Origin of the sequence: Phytopseudomonas flavescens (assembly GCF_900100535.1) — a bacterium.
Lineage (GTDB): Bacteria > Pseudomonadota > Gammaproteobacteria > Pseudomonadales > Pseudomonadaceae > Aquipseudomonas > Aquipseudomonas flavescens.
Genome location: NZ_FNDG01000002.1, coordinates 328,303 through 349,908, shown reverse-complemented (window position 1 = coordinate 349,908; position 21,606 = coordinate 328,303). Strand labels below are relative to the sequence as shown.

The following is a 21,606-nucleotide window of genomic DNA, read 5'->3' as shown; positions in this document are numbered from 1 at the left end:
CAGCGCTACATCCATCTGGCGAAATGCTGCCTGCAGCACCCCTGCTGCAGGCAGCGCGGCGCGCTCACGCGTCGCGGTCTTCTTCTGCAGGCTGGTCGCCCTCTGCTACCGGCTCGTCACCTTCGGCAGTTTCATCGGCTTCAGCGACGGCGATCGGATTGCCCTCTTCGTCCAGCGCCTCTTCGATGTCCTCTTCGGATGGCTCCTGCACGCGCTCCAGGCCGACCAGCTTCTCGTCCTTGGCCAGCTTGATCAGGGTCACGCCCTGGGTATTACGACCGGAACTTGACACCTCGTCGACCCGGGTACGCACCAGAGTGCCCTGGTCGGAAATCAGCATGATTTCCTCGCCATCCTGGACCTGCACGGCGCCGATCAGCTTGCCGTTACGCTCCTTGGTGACCATGCCGATCACGCCCTGGCCGCCACGACCGCGGCGCGGGAACTTGCTCAGCGCGGTGCGCTTGCCGAAGCCGCGCTCGGAGGCGGTGAGAATCTGCGCACCGGACTCGGGGATCAGCATGGAGATCAGGCGCTGCTCCTTGCCGATACGCATGCCACGGATACCACGGGCGCCACGGCCCATGACGCGCACCACGCCTTCGGCGAAGCGGATCACCTTGCCGGCATCGGAGAACAGCATGACTTCCTTGGCGCCGTCGGTGATGGCGGCAGCGATCAGGGTATCGCCCTCTTTCAGCTTGAGCGCGATCAGGCCGTTGGAGCGTGGCCGGCTGAACTGCACCAGCGGAGTCTTCTTCACGGTACCCAAGGCGGTGGCCATGAAGATGTAGGCACCGGTCGGCTCGGCCACCAGCTCGGCGGTTTCGCCGTCGACTTCTTCGACCTCGGCCACTTCACCGGCCTCTTCGGCATCGACCACTTCGCCTTCGATCACCGCATCGTCACCGTCATCCAGGTCGTCATCGGCGCCACCGCTCTGCTGCTGCAGGGCTTCGAGGTCGATCTGCAGCATGGTGGTGATGTACTCACCGTCGTCCAGCGGCAGCAGGTTGACCAGTGGCCGGCCACGGGCGGCACGGGACGCTTCGGGAATCTCGTAGGTCTTGAGCCAGTACACCTTGCCCTTGCTGGAGAACAGCAGCAGCGTGGCGTGACTGTTGGCGACCAGCAGGTGCGCGATGTAGTCCTCATCCTTGATGCCGGTGGCCGACTTGCCCTTGCCGCCACGGCGCTGCGCCTGGTAGGCGGTCAGGGGCTGGGTCTTGGCATAGCCACCACGGGAAATGGTCACCACGCGCTCTTCTTCGGGGATCATGTCGCCGAGGGTCAGATCCAGGCGCGAATCGAGGATCTCGGTACGGCGCTTGTCACCGAACTCGGCCTTGACCGCTTCCAGCTCCTCACGGATCACTTCCATCAGGCGCACGGCGCTGGTGAGGATGCGGATCAGCTCGCCGATCTGGGTGAGGATTTCCTGGTATTCGGCCAGCAGCTTCTCGTGCTCGAGGCCGGTCAGGCGATGCAGGCGCAGGTCGAGGATCGCCTGGGCCTGTTCCGGCGACAGGTAGTACTTGCCATCACGCAGACCGAACTGCGGATCGAGGTTCTCAGGGCGGCACGAATCGGCACCGGCACGCTCGACCATGGCCTCCACGGCGGTCGATTCCCACGGCGTGGAAATCAGCGCTTCCTTGGCCTCGGAAGGCGTCGGCGAGGCCTTGATCAGGGCGATGACCGGGTCGATGTTGGACAGCGCGACGGCCTGACCTTCGAGGATGTGGCCACGCTCACGGGCCTTGCGCAGTTCGAACACGGTGCGCCGGGTCACCACTTCACGGCGGTGCAGGACGAAGGCGTCGAGCATGTCCTTGAGGTTGAGGATCTTCGGCTGGCCGTCGATCAGCGCCACCACGTTGATGCCGAACACGCTCTGCATCTGGGTCTGGGCGTAGAGGTTATTGAGGATCACCTCGGGCACTTCGCCGCGGCGCAGCTCGATGACCACGCGCATACCGTCCTTGTCGGACTCGTCGCGCAGCTCGGTGATGCCTTCGAGCTTCTTCTCTTTGACCAGCTCGGCGATCTTCTCGATCAGGCGCGCCTTGTTCAGCTGGTAAGGCAGTTCGGTAACGACGATCTGCTGGCGACCGCCAACCTTGTCGATGTCTTCGACTTCGGCGCGGGCACGGATGTAAATCCGCCCACGACCGGTGCGATAGGCTTCGACGATACCGGCGCGGCCGTTGATGATGCCCGCAGTGGGGAAATCCGGGCCGGGGATGTATTGCATCAGGTCATCGACCGTCAGCTCCGGGTTGTCGATCAGGGCCAGACAGCCGTCGATGACTTCGCTCAGGTTGTGCGGCGGAATGTTGGTCGCCATGCCCACGGCGATACCGCTGGAACCGTTGACCAGCAGGTTGGGGATCTTGGTCGGCATGACCGCCGGGATCTGCTCGGTGCCGTCGTAGTTGGGTACCCAGTCGACGGTTTCCTTGTGCAGGTCGGCCAGCAGTTCGTGGGCCAGCTTGGTCATGCGCACTTCGGTGTAGCGCATGGCGGCGGCGTTGTCGCCGTCCACCGAACCGAAGTTGCCCTGGCCATCGACCAGCAGGTAACGCAGCGAGAACGGCTGGGCCATACGGACGATGGTGTCGTAAACGGCGGTATCACCGTGGGGGTGATATTTACCGATCACGTCACCGACCACACGGGCGGATTTCTTGTACGCCTTGTTCCAGTCGTTGCCCAGCTCGCTCATGGCGAACAGCACCCGACGGTGCACGGGCTTGAGACCATCGCGCGCATCCGGCAAGGCACGCCCGACGATCACGCTCATGGCGTAGTCGAGGTAGGACTGTTTCAGTTCGTCTTCGATGTTGACCGGGAGGATTTCTTTGGCCAGTTCGCCCATGAGTAGCCTGATTCCTTTTTTCTGGTGAAACTCCGCCCCGTTCGCTGGGAACCTGGCGAAGCGCGTCGCGATGGCATCAGGCCAGCGACGACTCACGACAAATCAATACGTTATGTCATGCATTCGAGCAGTGACGGCGACCGCTGACGGCGCCCTTGAAAACTGCCGGAGCTTACCACAAAGCGTGCCTCGCACCTATCCCCGCAGGCTCATGAAGCCAGGGCCTCAGTGCAGCCGCTTGCGAGACATCAACTGGGCGATCTTGGCAGCGTCCGGACGCTCGATCACGCCCTTCTCGGTGACCAGATAATCCACCAGATCGGCGGGCGTCACATCGAATCGCGGCTCGACCTCGTCCACCCCCGCCACCCGCTCACCCTCTGGATAAGCCAACGGCGCATGGCCGAGCTCGTGAAAACATCCTTCGCCACTCCCGGCCTGCAGATCGATGAGGGCGCTCGGAGCTACCACCATCAACCTGACGCCATGGTGCATGGCGGCTACCGCCAGTTGGTAGGTACCGATCACACCGAGCACGTCACCGTTGGCGGCGATCCGCTCGGCACCGACGATGGCCCAGGTGATGCCACGCTCCTTCATCAGGTGGGCCAGCGCCGCATCCGCGCCGAGCCCCACGGCGATGCCCTCCTCGCGCAGTTCCCAGGCCGCCAGTCGTGCGCCTTGCAGCAGCGGCCGGCTTTCCCCCAGGTAGCAGCGTTCCAGCAGACCCTCGAGCTGAGCTGCGCGGATCACCGCCAGGGCCGTGCCAAAACCACCACTGGCCATGGCCCCGGCGCAGCCGATGCTGAGCAGGTTCTGCGAATTGCCCTGGAAACCGCGAATCAGCTCGACGCCGAGCTGTGCCATGGCCAGGCTGGCTTCGCGGTCACGTTGATGGATGCACTGAGCCTCGTCCTCCAACACGGCGAGCAACGGCATGCCGGGCCGCGAACGCGCCAGGCGCTCGTGCAACTGCAGCAGCACACGCTGGCAGTCGACGGCGTGCAACCCGGCGGCGACCAGCCGCTGGCCATCCGCCTGCAGCCCGGCGTACCAGTCGCCGCCCTCGTCGGCACGCTGGCGGGCGCCCAGCAACAGGGCGTAGGCGCTGCAGATGGCCCTTGCGGCGCCCCCCTGCAAGGCGCCGCCGGCGAGCATCTCCACCACGGCGGATAGCGAATGGCAGGCGTGCCAGACCTGCTCGCCGGGAAGGCGGCGTTGATCGAGCACATGCAGGGCGCCTTCGCGCCAGACAAAGCCCACGACCTGCTCGGCAGCCAGCAATCGCTCGCGCATCACCCACTCCATCCTCGAAAGCCGGCCAGTATACGCCGCGCGAACCGGTGGCCGCACCCCGTGCACGGCATCCTGCAGCGCCGCACACCTTCAAGACGGGGGCATTCCTCTATAGACTCAGCGTTTTCAACGACGGAACCCACCCCATGGCAGACGCTCCGCTCGACCTTTTGCTGCTGCCCACCTGGCTGGTACCGGTCGAGCCCGCCGGCGTGGTGCTGCATGATCATGGCCTGGGCATCCGCGATGGCAAGATCGCGCTCATCGCACCACGCGCCGAAGCCTTGCGGCGCGGCGCCACGCAGATCCGCGAGTTGCCCGGGCGCCTGCTGACACCGGGCTTGGTCAACGCTCACGGCCACGCCGCCATGACCCTGTTCCGCGGCCTGGCCGACGACCTGCCACTGATGACCTGGCTGGAAAAGCACATCTGGCCCGCGGAGGCCAAATGGGTCGATGAACAGTTCGTCCAGGACGGCACCGAACTGGCCATTGCCGAGCAGATAAAAAGTGGCATCAGCTGTTTCGCCGACATGTACTTCTTCCCCGAGATGGCCTGCGAGCGGGTACACGCCAGCGGCATGCGCGCACAGATCAGCATCCCGGTGCTGGATTTCGCCATCCCCGGCGCCCGTGACGCGGACGAGGCGCTGCGCAAGGGCGTGACGCTGTTCGACGAACTCAGGCACCACTCGCGCCTGAGCGTCGCCTTCGGCCCTCACGCGCCCTATACCGTCAGCGACGCCAACCTCGAAAAACTGCGCATCCTCGCCGAAGAGCTGGATGCCGGCATTCATATGCACGTGCAGGAAACCGCCTCTGAAGTGCAGCAGAGCCTCGAACAACATGGCGAACGCCCGCTGGCCCGCCTGTACCGCCTCGGCCTGCTCGGCCCGCGCTTCCAGGCGGTGCACATGACCCAGATCGATGATGACGATATCGCCCTGCTGGTCGCCACCAACAGCAGCGTGATCCACTGCCCGGAATCCAACCTCAAGCTGGCCAGCGGCTTCTGCCCGGTCGAGAAACTCTGGCAGGCCGGCGTCAATGTCGCCATCGGTACCGACGGTGCCGCCAGCAACAATGACCTCGACCTGCTCGGCGAAACCCGCACCGCCGCGCTGCTGGCCAAGGCTGTAGCCGGCTCGGCCAGCGCCCTGGACGCGCATCGCGCGCTGCGCATGGCGACCCTCAATGGCGCCCGCGCCCTGGGCCTCGATGGCGAGATTGGCTCACTGGAGCCCGGCAAGGCCGCCGACATCGTCGCCTTCGACTTGCGCGGCCTGGCCCAGCAACCGGTCTACGACCCCGTTTCGCAGTTGATCTACGCCACCTCCCGAGACTGCGTCGAGCACCTCTGGGTCGCCGGCAAGCCACTGCTCGAAGACCGCAGACTGACGCGCCTCGACGAGGAGCGCATCATCGCCACCAGCGGGCAATGGGGGGCGAAGATAGCCGGGCGTCCGACTCACTGATTAAACTGTCACCCAATCAGAGGCCAGCACCGCGCGCACCATGCCGGGCAAAGCTGGCACCATGCCAAATGCATTCGCCATTCAGGGAATCCCATGAGCAACGTCGACCACGCCGAAATCGCCAAATTCGAAGCCCTCGCCCACCGCTGGTGGGATCGCGAGAGCGAGTTCAAGCCCTTGCACGAGATCAACCCGCTGCGGGTCAACTGGATCGACGAGCGTGCCGGCCTGGCCGGCAAGAAGGTGCTCGACGTCGGCTGTGGCGGTGGCATCCTCAGCGAAGCAATGGCACAGCGTGGCGCCACGGTGACCGGTATCGACATGGGCGAGGCCCCCTTGGGCGTGGCTCGCCTGCACCAGCTGGAGTCGGGCGTGGAGGTGGATTACCGGCAGATCACCGCCGAAGCCATGGCCGAGGAGATGCCCGGTCAGTTCGACGTGGTCACCTGCCTGGAGATGCTCGAGCACGTGCCCGACCCATCCTCGGTGATCCGCGCCTGCCACAAGCTGGTCAAGCCCGGCGGCCAGGTGTTCTTCTCCACCATCAACCGCAATCCCAAGGCCTACCTGTTCGCGGTGATCGGCGCCGAATACATCCTGCGCCTGCTGCCGCGCGGCACCCATGACTTCAAGAAATTCATCCGCCCCTCGGAGCTGGGCGCCTGGAGCCGCGAGGCCGGCCTGCAGGTCAAGGACATCACCGGCCTGACCTACAATCCGCTGACCAAGCACTACAAGCTGGCCAACGACGTCGACGTCAACTATATGGTGCAGACCAGCAAGGCTGGCTGACACCACGAGGCGAGCGCACGCTCAGGCGCTCGCCGCTCACCCCGCCTGCCTGGCCAGGGGCGGTGCTATCGCCAGCGCCTGAACCCAGTCCACGCACGCCTCAATGGCCAGCGCCACGTCGCCCACCTCGACGGCCTCGGCCGGGTGATGGCTGACCCCTCCTGCACAGCGCACGAACAGCATGCCGACCGGCCAGCGCTCGGCCATGGCGATCGCATCATGGCCGGCACCGCTGGGCAGCGCCAGGCTGCGCCCCTGCACCTGGGTCAGCACCCGCGCCAGGGAAGCCTGCATGGCCTCGTCGCAGCGGGTCGCCGGAATACCGTAGTACTGGTTGGCGTGGAACTGCAGCCCACGCTGCCGGGCGATCGCCTGGCCCTGGCTCAACAGGTCATCGAGCAGCTCCGCCAGGGCCTGATCCTGCGGGCCGCGTACGTCCAGGGTCAGGGCGACCTCACCGGGAATGACATTGACCGCACCAGGGTGGCACTGCAGGCTGCCCACCGTGGCCACCAGTTGCGGATCGCGCCGGGCCGTCTGCGCCTCGATATAGACCATCCACTGCGCGGCGGCGGCCAGGGCGTCCTGGCGGTGGCTCATCGGCACGGTACCGGCATGCCCGGCCATACCGACGAAGCGGCAATTCAGGCGGCGCGCGCCATTGATGGCCGTCACCACGCCCAGTGCCAGCCCTTCACGCTCCAGGCAAGGGCCCTGCTCGATATGCAGTTCCAGATAGGCGGCGAAGTCATCCGCTTTCCGGGCCGCACTGGGGATGTCAGCCGCATCCAGGCCAAGCGCAGCCATTGCCTGGGCGACACTCACGCCATTGGCATCGGCCTGCTCGACCCAGCCTTGCGGCCAACTGCCGGTCAGGCCGCGGCTACCCAGCAGGGTGATGCCGAAGCGGGTACCCTCCTCGTCGGCGAAACCGACGATCTCGATGGCCAGCGGCAGACGTATGTCGCGGTCATGAAAGTGCTGCACGGTCTCGATGGCGGCGACCACACCGAGCATGCCGTCGTAACGACCGGCGTTGCGCACCGTATCCAGGTGCGAGCCGAGCAACAGTGCCTGCGCGCCAGCACGCTGACCTTCGTAACGCCCGCAGATGTTGCCCACGGCGTCCTGCCAGACGCGCATGCCGGCCGCCTGCATCCACTCGCCCACCAGTGCGTTGGCACGCCGGTGTTCCGCCGACAGGTACACGCGGGTCAGGCCATCGGCGGACTCGCTGATTGCCGCCAGTTCGTCGCAGCGCGCCATGATCCGCGCGCTTGCGCGGCCTGCCGCCATCTTGTCCATGGCACTCATCAGCAACGCTCGCTGTAGTGATCCCAGGCCGCCTGCATGGCAGCGCCCTGGGTGGTGCGCAGGCCGAGGCGGTTGAGTACCGCTTCCAGGGCGCTGAGAGTCTGCATCACGCAGTCCTTGCGGGCGTTGTAGCCCATGGTGCCGATGCGCCAGACCTTGCCAGCCAGCGGCCCGAACGAGGTGCCGATCTCGATGCCGAAGTCCTCGAGCATCAGCTTGCGTACCTGGTCGCCGTTGACCGCTTCGGGAATCACCACGCCGAGAACGTTGTTCATCTTGTGATCAAGGTCACCGAAGGTCTCCAGGCCCATGCCCTGGATGCCCTTGAGCAGGGCATCACCATGCAGTTTGTGGCGGGCGATCCCCGCGTCCAGACCTTCCTCGCCAATCACCCGTGCGCACTCGCGGGCCGCAAACAGCGCCGACGTGGCTTCGGTGTGATGATTGAGGCGCTCGGGCCCCCAGTAATCGAGGATCATGCCGAGGTCGAAATAGTTGGAATAGATCATTTCCTCGTCGCCGTCGCGGTGGGCGGCGGTACGGATGCCCGCCTCCACGCAGGCGCGTCGGCGGATCACTGCCTCCATGGGCGCGCTGAGGGTGATCGGTGCGGTGCCGGATGGGCCGCCAAGGCACTTCTGCAGGCCGGCGGACACCGCATCCAGCCCCCAGGCATCGGCTTCCAGCCGGTTGCCGCCCAGGGACGCCGTGGCATCGGTATAGAACAGCACGCCATGGCGGCGGCAGATGTCCCCCAGCTCGGCCAGTGGCTGCAACATGGTGGTCGAGGTATCGCCCTGCACGGTCAGCAGCAGCCGTGGCTTCACCTGCTTGATGGCATCCTCGATCTGCTGTGGGGTGAACACTTCACCCCAGGGCACCTCGATGGTGTGAACATCGGCACGGCAACGCCGGGCGATTTCACAGAGCAGATGGCCGAAACGACCGAACACCGGCACCAGCACCCTGTCGCCAGGGCGAATGGCCGAGACCAGGATGGCCTCGATGCCGGCCCGCGAGGTGCCGTCGACCAGCAGAGTCGCAGTGTTGGCAGTACGGAACACGCCGCGGTACAGCGCCATCACCTCGTTCATGTAGTGGGTCATGGCCGGGTCGTACTGGCCGATCAGTTGGCTGGACATGGCGCGCAGCACACGCGGGTCGGCATTGATCGGTCCTGGCCCCATCAACAGACGCTGGGGCGGATTCACTGGCAGGAAAGTCGTGTTCATCTGGGATTTCTCGTTCTAAAGACGCTCAGTTCAGTCCACGCACGGACGAAATGAATTGCTTGAGTTCGGCGCTCTGCGGATTGGCGAACAGCTCGCGGCTGGGGCCCTGCTCCCATACGCGCCCCTGGTGCATGAACACCACGCGGTCGCCAACTTCCTGGGCGAAGTTCATTTCGTGGGTGACCAGAATCAGCGTCATGCCCTCCTTCGCCAGTTGCTCCAGCACCTTGAGCACTTCGCCGACCAGCTCGGGATCGAGGGCCGACGTGATCTCGTCGCACAGCAATACCTTGGGCGACATGGCCAGGGCACGGGCGATGGCCACCCGCTGCTGTTGCCCGCCGGAAAGATTGGCCGGGTAATAGTCCATGCGGTCACCCAGGCCGACCTTTTCCAGCATCCGCGCGGCCAGCTCGCGGCACTCGGCATCGCTCTTCTTCAGCACCCGGCGCGGCGCCAACATGACGTTCTCACGGGCGGTCATGTGCGGAAACAGGTTGAAATTCTGGAACACCATGCCGACCGAGCGGCTGATTTCCCGCGCCTGGGAGTCGCGGTCGGTAACGGTCATGCCGGCCAGCTTGATGCTGCCATCCTGGTAGCCCTCGAGGCCGTTGATGCAGCGCAGCAAAGTGCTCTTGCCCGAGCCGCTGCGGCCGATGATCGATACCACCTCGCCCACCTCGATATCGAGATCCACGCCTTTGAGCACATGGTTGTCGCCGTAGTACTTCTGTACCTGATCAATGGTGATGAGCGGCATTGAATTTCTTCTCCAGATACTGGCTGTAACGCGACAGCGGATAACACATGAGGAAGTAGCCCAGCGCCACCAGGCCGAACACCTTGAAAGGCTCGTAGGTGACGTTGTTGAGAATGGTGCCGGCCTTGGTCAGCTCGACGAAACCGATGATCGACGCCAGGGCCGTACCCTTCACCACCTGCACGGCGAAGCCAACGGTCGGTGCGATACCGATGCGCAGCGCCTGGGGCAGGATGACGCGAAACAGGCTCTGGCCGAAGTCCAGCCCCAGGCAGCGGCAGGCTTCCCACTGGCCCTTGGGCAGCGCGCGGATGCTGCCGTGCCAGATGTCCACCAGGAACGCACTGGTATAGAACGTCAGCGCCAGCGAGGCCGCCGTCCAGGGCGATACGTCGATACCCAGCAGTGCCACGCCGAAGAACGCCAGGAACAGCTGCATCAGCAGCGGTGTGCCCTGGAACAGCTCGGTGTAGCCGCGGATCAGCCGCTGCGGCCAGACCCGCCTGGACAAGCGCGCCATGACCAGCGGGATGGCCACCAGGGTGCCGCCGATGAATGCAGTGAGAGACAGCAGAACGGTCCAGCGCGCGGCCAGGAGCAGATTGCGCAGGATGTCCCAGTCGGTGAAGGTGGTCATCATGGCTGATCTCCAAACCATTTGCGGCCGGCAGCCAGCAACAGCTGACGCATGGCGATGGACAGTGCCAGGTACATCAGCGTGGTCACCAGATAGACCTCGAAGCTCAGGAAGGTACGCGACTGGATCAGGTTGGCGGCGAAGGTCAGCTCCTCATGGGACACCTGGGAAACCACCGACGAGCCGAGCATGACGATGATGCACTGGCTGACCAGTGCCGGATAAATGCGTTTCAGGGACGGCGGCAAGACCACCTGAATGAAGGTTTGCGTGCGGCTCAACCCCAGTACGCGGCCGGCCTCCCACTGCCCACGGGGCGTGACCTGGATGCCGGCGCGGATGATCTCCGTGCTGTAGGCACCCAGATTGATCAGCATGGCCAGTAGGGCGGCCTCGCCCGCCGTCAGTTTCAGTCCCAGGTTGGGCAAACCGAAGACGATGAAGAACAGTTGCACCACGAACGGCGTGTTGCGAATCAGCTCGACATAGACGCCCCACAGGCGACTGAGAATGGTCGGCCGGCCGCTGCGCAGTGCAGCGCCGAGAATGCCCAGGGCCACGCCGCCGACGGTCGCCATCAGCGAGAGCTGGATGGTCACCCAGAGGCCGGAAAGCAGCTCCGGCCAGTAGGGCCACAGGGCGGAGAAATTCAGCTGCGCCATCATCGCGGAGTCCTTATGCGCCCAGGTTCGCCGGCAGTGGCGCCTTCAGCCACTGTTCGGACAGGCCGTTGAGCGTGCCATCGGCTTTGGCCTGTTCGATCAGCGCGTCGACCTTGGCCTTCAGCGCGGCTTCGCCTTTGCGCAGGCCGATGTAGCAGGGAGAATCCTTGAGCATGAATTTGGCGACGGGTGCCCGATCGGCGTTCTGACGCTCGATGGCCGCTACCACCAGGTTGCCGGTGGCAACGAACTCGACCTGCCCGGACAGGTACGCGGACAAGGTGGTGGTGTTGTCTTCGTAACGCTTGACCTGGGCGCCGCTCGGCGCCACCTCGGTCAGCACCATGTCCTCGACGGCGCCACGGGTGACGCCAATCGATTTGCCCGAGAGTTCCTCGGCCTTCTGCAGGGCGCTGTCCTTGGCGCCGAACACGCCGAGAAAGAAGGGGGCGTAGGCGCTGCTGAAATCGATCACCTGCTCGCGCTCGGCATTCTTGCCGAGGCTGGAGATGACCAGATCGACCTTGTTGGTCTGCAGGTACGGAACGCGGTTGGCGCTGGTGACGGGAACCAGCTGCACCTTGAGTTTCATCTCCTTGGCCAGGTACTTGGCCATATCGATGTCATAGCCCTGGGGCTGCAGATCGGTCCCCACCGAGCCGAAGGGAGGAAAATCCTGCGGCACGGCGATGCGGATCACCCCGCGCTTCTCGATCTCCTGCAATTGATCCGCCAGAGTGGCAGTGGCCTGGGTCAGCAGCAGGCCAGCGGTCAGTATCGCGATCAATCCCTTCTTCATTTTCGTCACCCCGTTGATATCAGCCATGAAACAAAAGATTCTTCATGGATTATTTTGCAACCAACGTGCCACGAAACTTCACATCATCCACTTTTTCTGCCGGCAGCGCCCTGAAGGCGGCCCATGCCCCGAAAGATGCGCCTCACGGCAGCCCTGCCAATGCTGTGAAGGACGCGAAAAAACTGAATCCTTGGCTGAATCCACTCGGGCCATGCCACAAAAAAGGGCGCCGCACTGGCACCCTATCAGTTCGCACGCACCGCAACAGTGCAAGTAAAGTCGCCCACGTCGGTGCTGGGGGGCGGTGCCACCCTCGGGCCGGATCCGTTCTACCGCGATGCTGCGTTTCTGCCCGGCTCATTTAGCCCGCTAAACTTCGCGGCGATGTGACCCAGACATGGATGAGGGAAATGTCGCCAGCCCGCCGGGAGCGGGCGCGGCCCTCGCCCCGCGGCAAAACGGGCTGCCGCGTGGCCGAGCGTGAAACGTCAACAGCCCCTAGCGCTGTTCAAGTTCGTCGAGTTGCCCATACAGGCTGGCAATCTGATGAATTCGCTGCCGGCCCTCGCTCAGTTGCTCGTGCAACATGGCATTGACCAGCAGATTGATCAGGCTGTTGGCACCGGCATAGCTGTCGAACGCCGATACGCTGTCCAGAGGGGTGCACAGCCGCCATCTGGCCAGTTCGATGATCGCCTGGGCCTGTGGCTCGCAGATCACCAGCGTCGGGACCTGCTGCACCTGCAAGGCCTGCAGAAGCGGGCGAATGATCCGCGGCCGACGCCGGAACGCCAGCATCACCACCATGTCTTCGGCGCTCAGGTCCACCAGTTCCTCCGACAGCGTCTGCCCCGGCTGGGGCAGCACTTGGACGCCGCTGCGGATCTGCAGCAGTTGCTGGCGCAGGTGCAACGCCACGGGAAAGGCGTTGCGCATGCCAATGACGAAGACGCGCCTGCTGTGGCCCAGTGCCTGCACCACTTCGGTGAACTGCCCGGCATCGATACCGCTCACCCACTGGCTGAGGTTGGCCATCTCCTGCTTGTAGTGACGGGCCAGCAGGGTGTTGCCCTGGACCACGTCGCGGTTGTCCGCGACGGGCATGCCACTCTGGCGCAGGGTGCGCTGCTCCTCGCGCATGTCCTTGTATTTTTCGTAGCCCAGGCGCTTGAACAGGCGGCTGACGGTAGCCTTGGAGACACCGGCCAGACGCGCCAGCTCGGCGCTGTTGTAACTGACCAGGTCGTCGTAATGGTCGAGCACGAAGTCGGCGATTCGCTGCTCCTGGGGAGCGAGCTGCGAATAGTGGCTACGCAGACGTTCATCGAGTCGGTTCATGGCAACGCCTTGTAACTTTCGTTTCATTCAGCCGATGATATAGGAAGTCACCTGCCTGCTTGAAGACGTAGCGACAGCGTCGCTGATGCCGCCGGCAAGGACTCGCCAACCCATGCACGGGCCATGCCGCCAGCGCCCCCGCGAGGAAATCACCATGACACCGATCACGCCCGACTGGGCCGCGTACGTCGCGCAGATGGAGCAGGTTCTGGCCCTGGAACTGGACGACGCGCGCCGCCACGAATTGCTCACCCAGTTCAGCCGCATCGCGGCGATGGCCAAGCCGCTGATGGACTACCCCCTCGACGACCGGCTGGAAGTCGCCGGGGTGTACCAGGCATGAACCCGGCCCTTTTGTCGATTGCCCAGATGAGAAATGCCCTGGCCTCAGGCGACCTCAGTGCCCTTGAAATTGCCGAATGCAGCCTGACGAGGATCGAGCGACACGACCCGGCGATCAATGCCTGGACGCAGATCACCCACCAGCGGATGAGGGACGAGGCGGCCAGCCTTGATCGCCTGCGCCGCCAGGGCTCCACCCTGCCCGCTCTGGCGGCCGTGCCTTACGCAGTGAAGAACCTGTTCGATGTCGCCGGTTTCCCGACCCTGGCGGGCGCCCGCCTGTTCCAGAACCGCCCGGCGGCAGCGGTTGACGCCTGGGCGGTACGCCAGGTGGCCGCTGCCGGCGGCCTGCTGGCGGGCATGCTGAACATGGATGCCTACGCCTACGGCTTCACCACGGAGAACAGCCACTTCGGCGCGACCCGCAACCCCCATGACCATTCTCGTATCGCGGGTGGGTCTTCAGGGGGATCGGCAGCCGCCGTGGCGGCCGGACTGGTGAATTTCTCCCTGGGCAGCGACACCAATGGCTCGATCCGCGTGCCTGCCTCGCTGTGCGGGATATTCGGACTGAAGCCGACCTTCGGTCGGTTATCGCGCAGTGGCTCCCACCCGTTCGTGGGCAGCCTCGACCATATCGGCCCGTTGGCACGCAGCACCGGTGATCTCGCCGAGGTCTACGACGTGCTGCAAGGGCACGATCCGCAAGACGGCTTTCAAGCCGCGCAGGGTCGCCAGCCAGTGGCAGCGCTGCTGGATCGCGGCCCGCACGGCCTGCGCTTCGGGGTACTTGGCGGTTATTTTCAGCAATGGTGCGATGACAGCGCTCGCGATGCCGTGGCCCGAGTGGCCAAGGCCCTCAACGCCAGCGAAGAAGTCATCCTGGCAGAAGCAGAACTGGCACGTACCTCGGCGTTCATCATCAGTGCATCGGAAGGCGGCAACAGCTACCTGCCGGCGTTGCGCAGCTCGCCGGAATCCTTCGAGCCGCTGTCACGTGAGCGCCTGCTGGCCGGTGCGATGATCCCTGCCGCCTGGTACGTACAGGCCCAGCGTTTCCGCCGCCACTGCCAGAGGCAGGTATTGCCGCTGTTCGCCGACGTCGACGTGTTGATCGCTCCGGCGACACCGAGCAGCGCCACGCCCATCGGCCAGGCAACCATGCGTATCAACGGCACCGACCTGCCGACCCGTGCCAGCATGGGCATGCTGGCTCAACCCATCTCCTTCCTTGGCCTGCCGGTGGTCAGCGTGCCGTTGCGCAGCGCCAGCGGATTGCCGATCGGCGTGCAACTGATCGCCGCTCCGTTCAAGGAAGAAGCCTGCCTGCGCGCTGCCAGTGCGCTCGAGCGCATGGGCATCACCCACGCCGCACCTGCCAACCTGGAGTGAACCGATGAACCCTCAACAGATAGACCTGCCGGACGTACTCGCGGAGGTCACCCATGCCTTCCAGCGCTACGAGAAAGCCCTTGTCGGCAACGATATCGACGTATTGGACGAGCTGTTCTGGCACGACGAACGCACGGTACGCCTGGGCGCCGGCGAGAACCTCTACGGCATCAGCGAAATCCGCGAGTTTCGCGCTGCGCGGCCTGCGGCGGGTCTGTACCGCGAATTGAGAAACACCGTCATCACCACGTACGGCGATAGCTTCGCGGTGTGCAGCACCGAGTTCACCCGTGAGGGCAGCGACAGGATCGGGCGCCAGCAGCAAAGCTGGGTGAAACTGGCTGGCAGCTGGCGCATCGTGGCTGCGCAAGTCAGCTTGATGAGCTGAAGTGCCACCCGTTCACTGCACGCTGCGACAAAGTGACATACAGTGAGAGCATTACCACTGCCCAATCAAACGCTGGAAACTGGCAACATGAGACGCTGCAGATGGTTGACAACCAGCTGCCAGCCCGCTGCCGAATACCAGACTGCGGGCCGATATGCCAACGCTAGACTCGAATCCCCAAGGAGGCCCGATGCGCTTGCGCGCGGTTCTTTTCGACATGGATGGCACACTGCTCGACAGTGCGCCGGATTTCATCGCCATCTGCCAGGCCATGCGCGCGGAGCGCGGTCTGCCGCCAGTGGCTGAAAAGCTGATTCGCGATCACGTCTCGGGCGGTGCCCGGGCGATGATCCTCAACGCATTCGACATCGACCCATTGAGCAACGGCTTCGAGGCGTTGCGCCTGGAGTTCCTGGAGCGCTATCAGGATCACTGCGCGGTGCTCACCCGCCCCTATGACGGCATCGAGACGCTGCTCGAGGATATCGAGCGCGCCAAACTGATCTGGGGTGTGGTGACCAACAAGCCGCTGCGCTTCGCCGAACCGATCATGCAGCGTCTGGGGCTGGCCGAGCGTTCCTCCCTGCTCATCTGCCCCGACCATGTCACCCGCAGCAAGCCGGATCCCGAGCCGATGATCCTCGCCTGCTCGACCCTGGGGCTGGATCCTGCCAGCGTGCTGTTCGTCGGCGACGACCTGCGTGACATCGAGTCCGGTCGCGACGCCGGCACCAGGACCGCAGCGGTGACCTACGGCTACATCCACCCCGACGATAACCCTCGCCACTGGGGGGCGGACGTGGTGGTCGATCACCCGCTGGAATTGCGCAGGGTGCTCGATCAGGCGCTGTGCAGCTGCTAACCCGGCAGTTGCAAGCCGCGCGCTCACGCACCGTTCACATCTCAGAATACCAAGCTTTGGCTTGAAGCTTGTGGCTTGAAGCTTTTAGCTCTCCGAAGGAGCCTTCCCATGTTCGATTACAGCGCCCGCCCCGATTTGCTCAAGGGGCGGGTGATCCTGGTCACCGGAGCCGGACGCGGCATTGGCGCAGCGGCAGCCCGCACCTATGCGGCACACGGTGCCAGCGTACTGCTGCTCGGCAAGCGCGAGGACAACCTGGCGCGCACCTACGACGCCATCGAGGAGGCAGGCCACCCGCAGCCGGTGGTGATCCCGTTCGACCTGGAAAGCGCCCTGCCGCACCAGTACGACGAACTGGCGGCCATGATCGAGAAGGCATTCGGCAGGCTCGACGGCTTGCTCCACAACGCCTCGATCATCGGCCCACGTACGCCGCTGGAGCAACTGTCCGGCGAGCACTTCATGCGCGTCATGCAGATCAACGTGAATGCCATGTTCATGCTCACCAGCACGCTGCTGCCGCTGCTCAAGCTGTCCAGCGACGCCTCGGTGGTGTTTACATCCAGCAGCGTCGGGCGCAAGGGGCGGGCCTACTGGGGCGCCTACGCGGTCTCCAAGTTCGCCACCGAAGGGTTGATGCAGGTGATGGCCGACGAAGTCGATGGCATCACCGCGATTCGCGCCAACAGTGTCAATCCGGGCGGCACCCGTACCGACATGCGCGCCCAGGCTTACCCGGGCGAGAACCCCGGCAACAACCCGCTGCCCGATGCCATCATGCCGGTCTATCTGTACCTCATGGGCCCGGACAGCAAGGGCATCAATGGCCAGGCTTTCGACGCGCAGTAGCGCGTTCGGTCATGCTGCGGATGGCCTCGCCCCTGGCGGCGAGGTGCCTAACGAGGCGGCGACATTAAATTGTCGTGGCCACCGGGAAACCGGCAAATCATTGCCGTCATTCTGGCGGCGGATTGCCACTAATGGCCCTGTGCCGCCCTACCATAAGCCCAACTCCTTGAACCTAAAGCCTTTTGTAGAGGCCGAAAATACTGGCACGAAATTCGCTCTATTGCTCACAAGCCGTAACGAAGCGCCAGAGGTTCATCAAAATGGTTCCACCCAGCCAGAAAAACATGATCGATTTCGACGCTGCCAAACTGCAGCGCCTCGGTTTCTCGACGCACAAGAACGAGGCGCGCCCGATGAGCCTCCTGCAGCTGCGCCAGCGCTTGGGCCTGCAATTGCAGACCAGCCTGGACGTAGAGCGCATTCTTGGCATGTTCCTGCGTGAGCTGCAGCACCTGCTGCCGGTCGATGCGCTGGGCTACCAGCATTCGAGCAGCGACCTGCGCCTGGACATGGGCCAACAGGCCAATCACTCCGCCACCTACCGACTCAGCCATGAAAGCGAGTACCTGGGCGAGTTGACGTTCCGCCGTCGTCAGCGTTTCTCCGACCAGGAACTGACCCAGCTCGAGTCGATGCTGGCGAGCCTGCTGTTTCCGCTGCGCAACGCACTGCTCTACCGCGTCGCGATCCAGAGCGCCCTGCGCGATCCGCTGACCAACACCGGCAATCGCATTGCCATGGATCAGGTGTTGGGCCGGGAAATCGAGCTGGCCCGTCGCAACACCCAGCCCTTGTCGCTGTTGATGCTGGATATCGACCACTTCAAACGCATCAACGATGAGTACGGCCACAGTGCCGGCGACGAAGTGCTGAAAGCCGTCGCCACCACCCTCAAGGATCAATTGCGCAATATCGACATGGTGTTCCGCTACGGCGGCGAAGAGTTCCTGGTGCTGCTGTCCGGCACGTCCCGCGAGGGTGCCGCGCTGGTCGGCGAGCGCCTGCGCCAGGCAGTGCTGGAGCTGCAGTGCGTGGCCCAGGGCAAACCCATCGAGTTGTCGGTCAGCCTGGGCTGCGCGGCCCTGGGCCCTGGCGAATCGGTCGAAAGCCTGCTCGAGCGAGCGGACAAGGCGCTGTACCACGCCAAGCGCAATGGCCGCAACCGCATGAGCATGGCCAGCTGATAGAAGCTTCGCTGGTCCGGGAAATCAAAAGGGCCCCACTCCTGACGGATGGGGCCCTTTTTCATGGCCGCTGTACCAGCGGCCAGGCGATCAGTCACTGCGGCTTGCGGCTACCACGACCGAACCCCGGACGCTGACCTTCGCCTGCCGGGCGACCGCGGCCCTTGTCGGCACCTGCCGGCTTGCGCGGTGCGCGTTCGCCGGATTGGGCACGCTCGCCACGCGGTTTGCCGGGTTTCTTGCCGACGTCACGTGGGCGCTCGGCCACTGGCGTGCCACGCGAGGGCTCGCTGCGGCCCTCTCCGCGCGCTGCGCGAGGTGCACGCGTCGGGCGTTCGCCCTGCTCGTCACGCGCGCCACGACCACTGCCGGTTCCCTGAGTGGGAGCAGCAGCGCCAGGGCGCAGGGTGCGCGCCGGACGCTCACCCCGGCCAATGGGCTTGGCGGCCTTACGCTGCAGACGATCGAGCTTCTCGCGGGTCTTTTCCTTCATTTCCGGCAGAGCCACTGGCTTGAGGCCGACTTCCTCGCTGAGGATGTCGACCTCGCGCTGGCCCATTTCGCGCCAGCGGCCCATTGGCAAGTCGGAAGTCATGAACACCGGACCGAAACGCACCCGCTTCAGACGACTGACCACCAGCCCCTGGGACTCCCACAGGCGACGCACCTCACGGTTGCGCCCTTCCATGACCACACAGTGGTACCAGTGGTTGAAACCTTCGCCCCCGGGCGCTTCCTTGATATCGGTGAACTTCGCCGGGCCGTCTTCGAGCATCACGCCGGCCTTGAGGCGTTCGATCATCTCCTCGTCGACTTCGCCCCGTACGCGTACCGCGTACTCACGGTCCATCTGATAGGACGGGTGCATCAGGCGGTTGGCCAGCTCACCGTCGGTGGTGAACATCAGCAGACCGGTGGTATTGATGTCGAGACGGCCGATGTTGATCCAGCGGCCTTCTTTCGGACGCGGCAAACGATCGAATACGGTTGGACGTTTTTCCGGGTCGTCGCGGGTGCAGATCTCACCGTCGGGCTTGTTGTAGATCAGCACGCGGCGTACGGTTTCCGCCGCTTCTTCGCGGCGCAGCACGCGGCCGTCGATGGCAATGGCGTCGTGCAGATCGACGCGCTGGCCCAGGGTGGCATCTTTGCCGTTGACCTTGACCCGGCCAGCACTGATCCAGGACTCGATTTCGCGGCGCGAAGCAAGGCCCAGGCGAGCCAGGACTTTCTGCAGTTTTTCGCCAGCGGGGCTGTATTCTTCGGTTTCACTCATCTGGGCACCTCCCGGTGTTCTCTGGTGATAGGACGATCATGTCGTCGAAGGGGCGCGCATCATACGCGGATCAGGCGCTCGACGCACCTGGCGCCAGAGCATAGCTGAGCAAATGACGGCGTCCAGCCAGTATCGTACTCAGCGCTTGCGCCGGGCTTTCGGGCCAAGCGAGATCAGGCGCATATCCGCTTCGGCCATCACCAGGCGCTGTTCAGCCTTGTCGAGTTTCTTCCAGGCCTTTATCTCGGTCTTGCTACGCCCGCAACCCAGGCAGATGCCGTCATCGAATTTGCAGACGCTGATGCAGGGGTCTTTCATGGGCGCTCTTCACGGCTGTCATCCTCAGCTGTAGAGACATCACCCTGCTCTTCGCGGTTCGGCTCTTCGTCACCGCGCGCCAGGTCATCGAAATCGGTTTTCAGGCCCTGCTCCATGGCATCGAGTTCAGCCAGCAGCGAACCGAAGCTGGTCTCGGCAGCGGCTTCGGAGCGGCTATCCGCTTCAGGCTCTTCGCCCAGGGCAAGATCGGCACGAGCCTGCAGGCTCGGCGGTACGTCCGGATCGTCAAGGATCGGCTCGGGCTCCAGCTCGCGCAACGCGGCCAGGGGCGGCAACTCATCGAGGCTCTTCAGATTGAAGTGATCGAGAAAGCCCTTGGTGGTGGCGAACATCGCTGGCCTGCCGGGCACCTCCCGGTAGCCCACCACGCGAATCCACTCGCGCTCCTGGAGGGTCTTGACGATCTGGCTGTTGACCGCCACGCCACGGATCTCTTCGATCTCGCCGCGGGTGATCGGCTGACGGTAGGCGACCAGTGCCAGGGTTTCCAGCATGGCCCGGGAATAACGCTGGGGGCGCTCCTCCCACAGACGCCCCACCCAGGTGGAGAGGTTCTCGCGGATCTGCAGGCGGTAACCGGAGGCTACCTCCTTGAGTTCGAACGCCCGTCCCTTGCAACTGCCGCCCAGCATCGCCAGCGCTTTCCTGAACACATCCGCCTCGGGCCGTTCGGCCTCTTCGAACAGCTCCATCAGCCGTTCCAGGGACAAGGGCTTGCCAGCGGCCAGCAGCAGGCCTTCGAGCAGGGTGGAGAGTTGCTTGGGATCGGACAGGTTCATCGTCTGGATAAGGTCTGCTTGGGTGCGGGGCGGCGCCAGCTTAGCAAATCAGCGGGCGCCACACCGTCATTGGCTGACGATCTCGCTCGCCGCGATGATTTCGGCAACCAGCACCCGCTCCGGGCCATGCAGGTAGTATTCCGCCTCGGCTGGCTCGCGCAACCGCATGAACTCGGTTTCTCCGACCTGCATGGTGTGCCCTGCCTCCATCTGCGCGCCACTCTGGATCAGATAACCGAGCACGTTATTGAAGATATCCATGTAGCGCTCGCCCTCATGGTGGCCGGCAGCAAGGGCGGCGAAATCCGGCTGGCCGAAGGCGTCGCTGCCATAGGTACGCATCCACACGCCCTGCACACCCTCGACCTGGTATTTCACGAAGCCGCAATAGAGCATGGTCAGGGGCAGATCGCGAAGGATCTCGAGGCTGTGCTCGCCCATGTCGTCATCGGCGAACATGGCGGCCGGCAACGAGGTATGCGCAGTCTCGTTGAGCACCGCCAGCGCGCCGAAACCGCTCAGCGCACCGGCCACGCCAGCCAGGGCCACGTATTGCTCAAGCGGATCGGTTTCGTGCCCCGCGTAGTACAGCAGGATGTGGCTGGCCTGCTGGCGCACCTGATCCTTGACCTGTTGCGGGTAGTGCGCCGGGGCAACACATGCTTCCACGGCGTCGGCGGGAAACGGCTGGTCGAAACCGACCATTTTCACCACATGGGGGCCCCAGCCGGCCAGGGCGAAGAATTGCTCGACGTCGCCGCTGATGTCGCAACGGGCACCGCTCATGCTCGGATGATAACGACGCAAGGCTGCGCTCAGTTGCGCCTCGGTGATCGCCAGGGGTTGGGCGAACAGCACTTGCAGGCTGAGCGGGTTCTCGATACCTGGCTTGGCTACCAGTTCGCCGACGTCGGCATTGCCGCCATCATGGCGGCCGAAGAAACGGGAAAACAGACTCATCGAATCGTCCTAAATTCATGGTGGGGGGGGCGTGTTACGGAAATGGCGC

The 21,606-nt window shown here is 64.3% G+C and carries 21 protein-coding genes; 8 read left to right on the top strand and 13 right to left on the bottom strand.

Going from position 1 to position 21,606, the window contains the following annotated elements:
* Positions 1 to 64: 64 nt before the first annotated feature.
* Entirely contained in the window at positions 65 to 2,878 is a 2,814-nt protein-coding gene (gene gyrA / locus BLR94_RS03740; RefSeq protein ID WP_084303193.1) for a DNA gyrase subunit A, read from the bottom strand.
* Between the two features lie 225 nt (positions 2,879 to 3,103).
* Positions 3,104 to 4,174, bottom strand: coding sequence for a s-methyl-5-thioribose-1-phosphate isomerase (locus BLR94_RS03735; protein WP_084303194.1), 1,071 nt, complete (start codon positions 4,172 to 4,174; stop codon positions 3,104 to 3,106).
* A gap of 146 nt (positions 4,175 to 4,320) precedes the next feature.
* On the opposite strand from BLR94_RS03735, the gene BLR94_RS03730 reads away from it, so the two are divergent.
* Positions 4,321 to 5,649 carry a TRZ/ATZ family hydrolase gene (locus BLR94_RS03730; protein WP_084303195.1) on the top strand — a complete coding sequence of 443 codons (1,329 nt, stop codon included), beginning with the start codon at positions 4,321 to 4,323 and terminating at the stop codon, positions 5,647 to 5,649.
* Between the two features lie 93 nt (positions 5,650 to 5,742).
* On the top strand, positions 5,743 to 6,441 hold the full coding sequence (gene ubiG, locus BLR94_RS03725; protein WP_084303196.1) for a bifunctional 2-polyprenyl-6-hydroxyphenol methylase/3-demethylubiquinol 3-O-methyltransferase UbiG: 699 nt from the start codon (positions 5,743 to 5,745) through the stop codon (positions 6,439 to 6,441).
* Between the two features lie 36 nt (positions 6,442 to 6,477).
* Here the strand turns inward: ubiG and hpxK are convergent, their stop codons facing one another.
* The 7 genes from hpxK to BLR94_RS03690 all read right to left on the bottom strand — a co-directional run bounded on the left by hpxK (position 6,478) and on the right by BLR94_RS03690 (position 13,186).
* Positions 6,478 to 7,755: an allantoate amidohydrolase gene (gene hpxK, locus BLR94_RS03720; RefSeq protein ID WP_084303197.1), complete on the bottom strand. Its 1,278-nt coding sequence runs from the start codon at positions 7,753 to 7,755 to the stop codon at positions 6,478 to 6,480.
* Positions 7,755 to 8,987: a pyridoxal-phosphate-dependent aminotransferase family protein gene (locus tag BLR94_RS03715; protein ID WP_084303198.1), complete on the bottom strand. Its 1,233-nt coding sequence runs from the start codon at positions 8,985 to 8,987 to the stop codon at positions 7,755 to 7,757. The genes hpxK and BLR94_RS03715 overlap by 1 nt, the downstream gene beginning before the upstream one ends.
* A gap of 25 nt (positions 8,988 to 9,012) precedes the next feature.
* Entirely contained in the window at positions 9,013 to 9,750 is a 738-nt protein-coding gene (locus BLR94_RS03710) for an amino acid ABC transporter ATP-binding protein (protein WP_084303199.1), read from the bottom strand.
* Positions 9,731 to 10,387 (bottom strand): amino acid ABC transporter permease, encoded by a 657-nt coding sequence (locus BLR94_RS03705; protein ID WP_084303496.1) that lies wholly within the window; start codon positions 10,385 to 10,387, stop codon positions 9,731 to 9,733. Before BLR94_RS03705 ends, BLR94_RS03710 begins: the two co-directional genes overlap by 20 nt.
* Positions 10,387 to 11,052, bottom strand: coding sequence for an amino acid ABC transporter permease (locus BLR94_RS03700; RefSeq protein WP_084303200.1), 666 nt, complete (start codon positions 11,050 to 11,052; stop codon positions 10,387 to 10,389). Before BLR94_RS03700 ends, BLR94_RS03705 begins: the two co-directional genes overlap by 1 nt.
* 10 nt (positions 11,053 to 11,062) lie before the next feature.
* Positions 11,063 to 11,857 (bottom strand): transporter substrate-binding domain-containing protein, encoded by a 795-nt coding sequence (locus BLR94_RS03695; RefSeq protein ID WP_420492661.1) that lies wholly within the window; start codon positions 11,855 to 11,857, stop codon positions 11,063 to 11,065.
* A 489-nt stretch (positions 11,858 to 12,346) separates the two neighbouring features.
* Positions 12,347 to 13,186 carry a MurR/RpiR family transcriptional regulator gene (locus tag BLR94_RS03690; protein ID WP_084303201.1) on the bottom strand — a complete coding sequence of 280 codons (840 nt, stop codon included), beginning with the start codon at positions 13,184 to 13,186 and terminating at the stop codon, positions 12,347 to 12,349.
* Positions 13,187 to 13,340: 154 nt separating this feature from the next.
* Between BLR94_RS03690 and hpxX the strand changes: the two genes are divergently transcribed.
* From hpxX to BLR94_RS03660, 6 genes are all read left to right on the top strand, one after another.
* Complete coding sequence (hpxX, locus tag BLR94_RS03685; RefSeq protein WP_084303202.1) at positions 13,341 to 13,529, top strand: oxalurate catabolism protein HpxX; 189 nt, start codon at positions 13,341 to 13,343, stop codon at positions 13,527 to 13,529.
* On the top strand, positions 13,526 to 14,920 hold the full coding sequence (locus BLR94_RS03680; RefSeq protein ID WP_084303203.1) for an AtzE family amidohydrolase: 1,395 nt from the start codon (positions 13,526 to 13,528) through the stop codon (positions 14,918 to 14,920). The genes hpxX and BLR94_RS03680 overlap by 4 nt, the downstream gene beginning before the upstream one ends.
* Positions 14,921 to 14,924: 4 nt before the next feature.
* On the top strand, positions 14,925 to 15,308 hold the full coding sequence (gene hpxZ, locus BLR94_RS03675; RefSeq protein ID WP_084303204.1) for an oxalurate catabolism protein HpxZ: 384 nt from the start codon (positions 14,925 to 14,927) through the stop codon (positions 15,306 to 15,308).
* A 190-nt stretch (positions 15,309 to 15,498) separates the two neighbouring features.
* Complete coding sequence (mupP, locus tag BLR94_RS03670; protein WP_084303205.1) at positions 15,499 to 16,170, top strand: N-acetylmuramic acid 6-phosphate phosphatase MupP; 672 nt, start codon at positions 15,499 to 15,501, stop codon at positions 16,168 to 16,170.
* A 108-nt stretch (positions 16,171 to 16,278) separates the two neighbouring features.
* Complete coding sequence (locus BLR94_RS03665) at positions 16,279 to 17,019, top strand: YciK family oxidoreductase (protein WP_084303206.1); 741 nt, start codon at positions 16,279 to 16,281, stop codon at positions 17,017 to 17,019.
* A gap of 260 nt (positions 17,020 to 17,279) precedes the next feature.
* A complete protein-coding gene (locus BLR94_RS03660) occupies positions 17,280 to 18,203 on the top strand; it encodes a GGDEF domain-containing protein (protein ID WP_084303207.1) in 924 nt (307 codons plus the stop codon).
* 94 nt (positions 18,204 to 18,297) lie between these two features.
* Here BLR94_RS03660 and rluB read toward each other — a convergent pair whose 3' ends face one another.
* From rluB to BLR94_RS03640, 4 genes are all read right to left on the bottom strand, one after another.
* Positions 18,298 to 19,479 (bottom strand): 23S rRNA pseudouridine(2605) synthase RluB, encoded by a 1,182-nt coding sequence (gene rluB, locus BLR94_RS03655; RefSeq protein WP_084303208.1) that lies wholly within the window; start codon positions 19,477 to 19,479, stop codon positions 18,298 to 18,300.
* 138 nt (positions 19,480 to 19,617) lie between these two features.
* Positions 19,618 to 19,797 carry a DUF1289 domain-containing protein gene (locus tag BLR94_RS03650; RefSeq protein ID WP_084303209.1) on the bottom strand — a complete coding sequence of 60 codons (180 nt, stop codon included), beginning with the start codon at positions 19,795 to 19,797 and terminating at the stop codon, positions 19,618 to 19,620.
* Positions 19,794 to 20,597 carry an SMC-Scp complex subunit ScpB gene (gene scpB, locus BLR94_RS03645; protein WP_084303210.1) on the bottom strand — a complete coding sequence of 268 codons (804 nt, stop codon included), beginning with the start codon at positions 20,595 to 20,597 and terminating at the stop codon, positions 19,794 to 19,796. Before scpB ends, BLR94_RS03650 begins: the two co-directional genes overlap by 4 nt.
* Before the next feature lie 66 nt (positions 20,598 to 20,663).
* On the bottom strand, positions 20,664 to 21,557 hold the full coding sequence (locus tag BLR94_RS03640) for a DUF4261 domain-containing protein (RefSeq protein WP_084303211.1): 894 nt from the start codon (positions 21,555 to 21,557) through the stop codon (positions 20,664 to 20,666).
* Between the last annotated feature and the right edge of the window lie 49 nt (positions 21,558 to 21,606).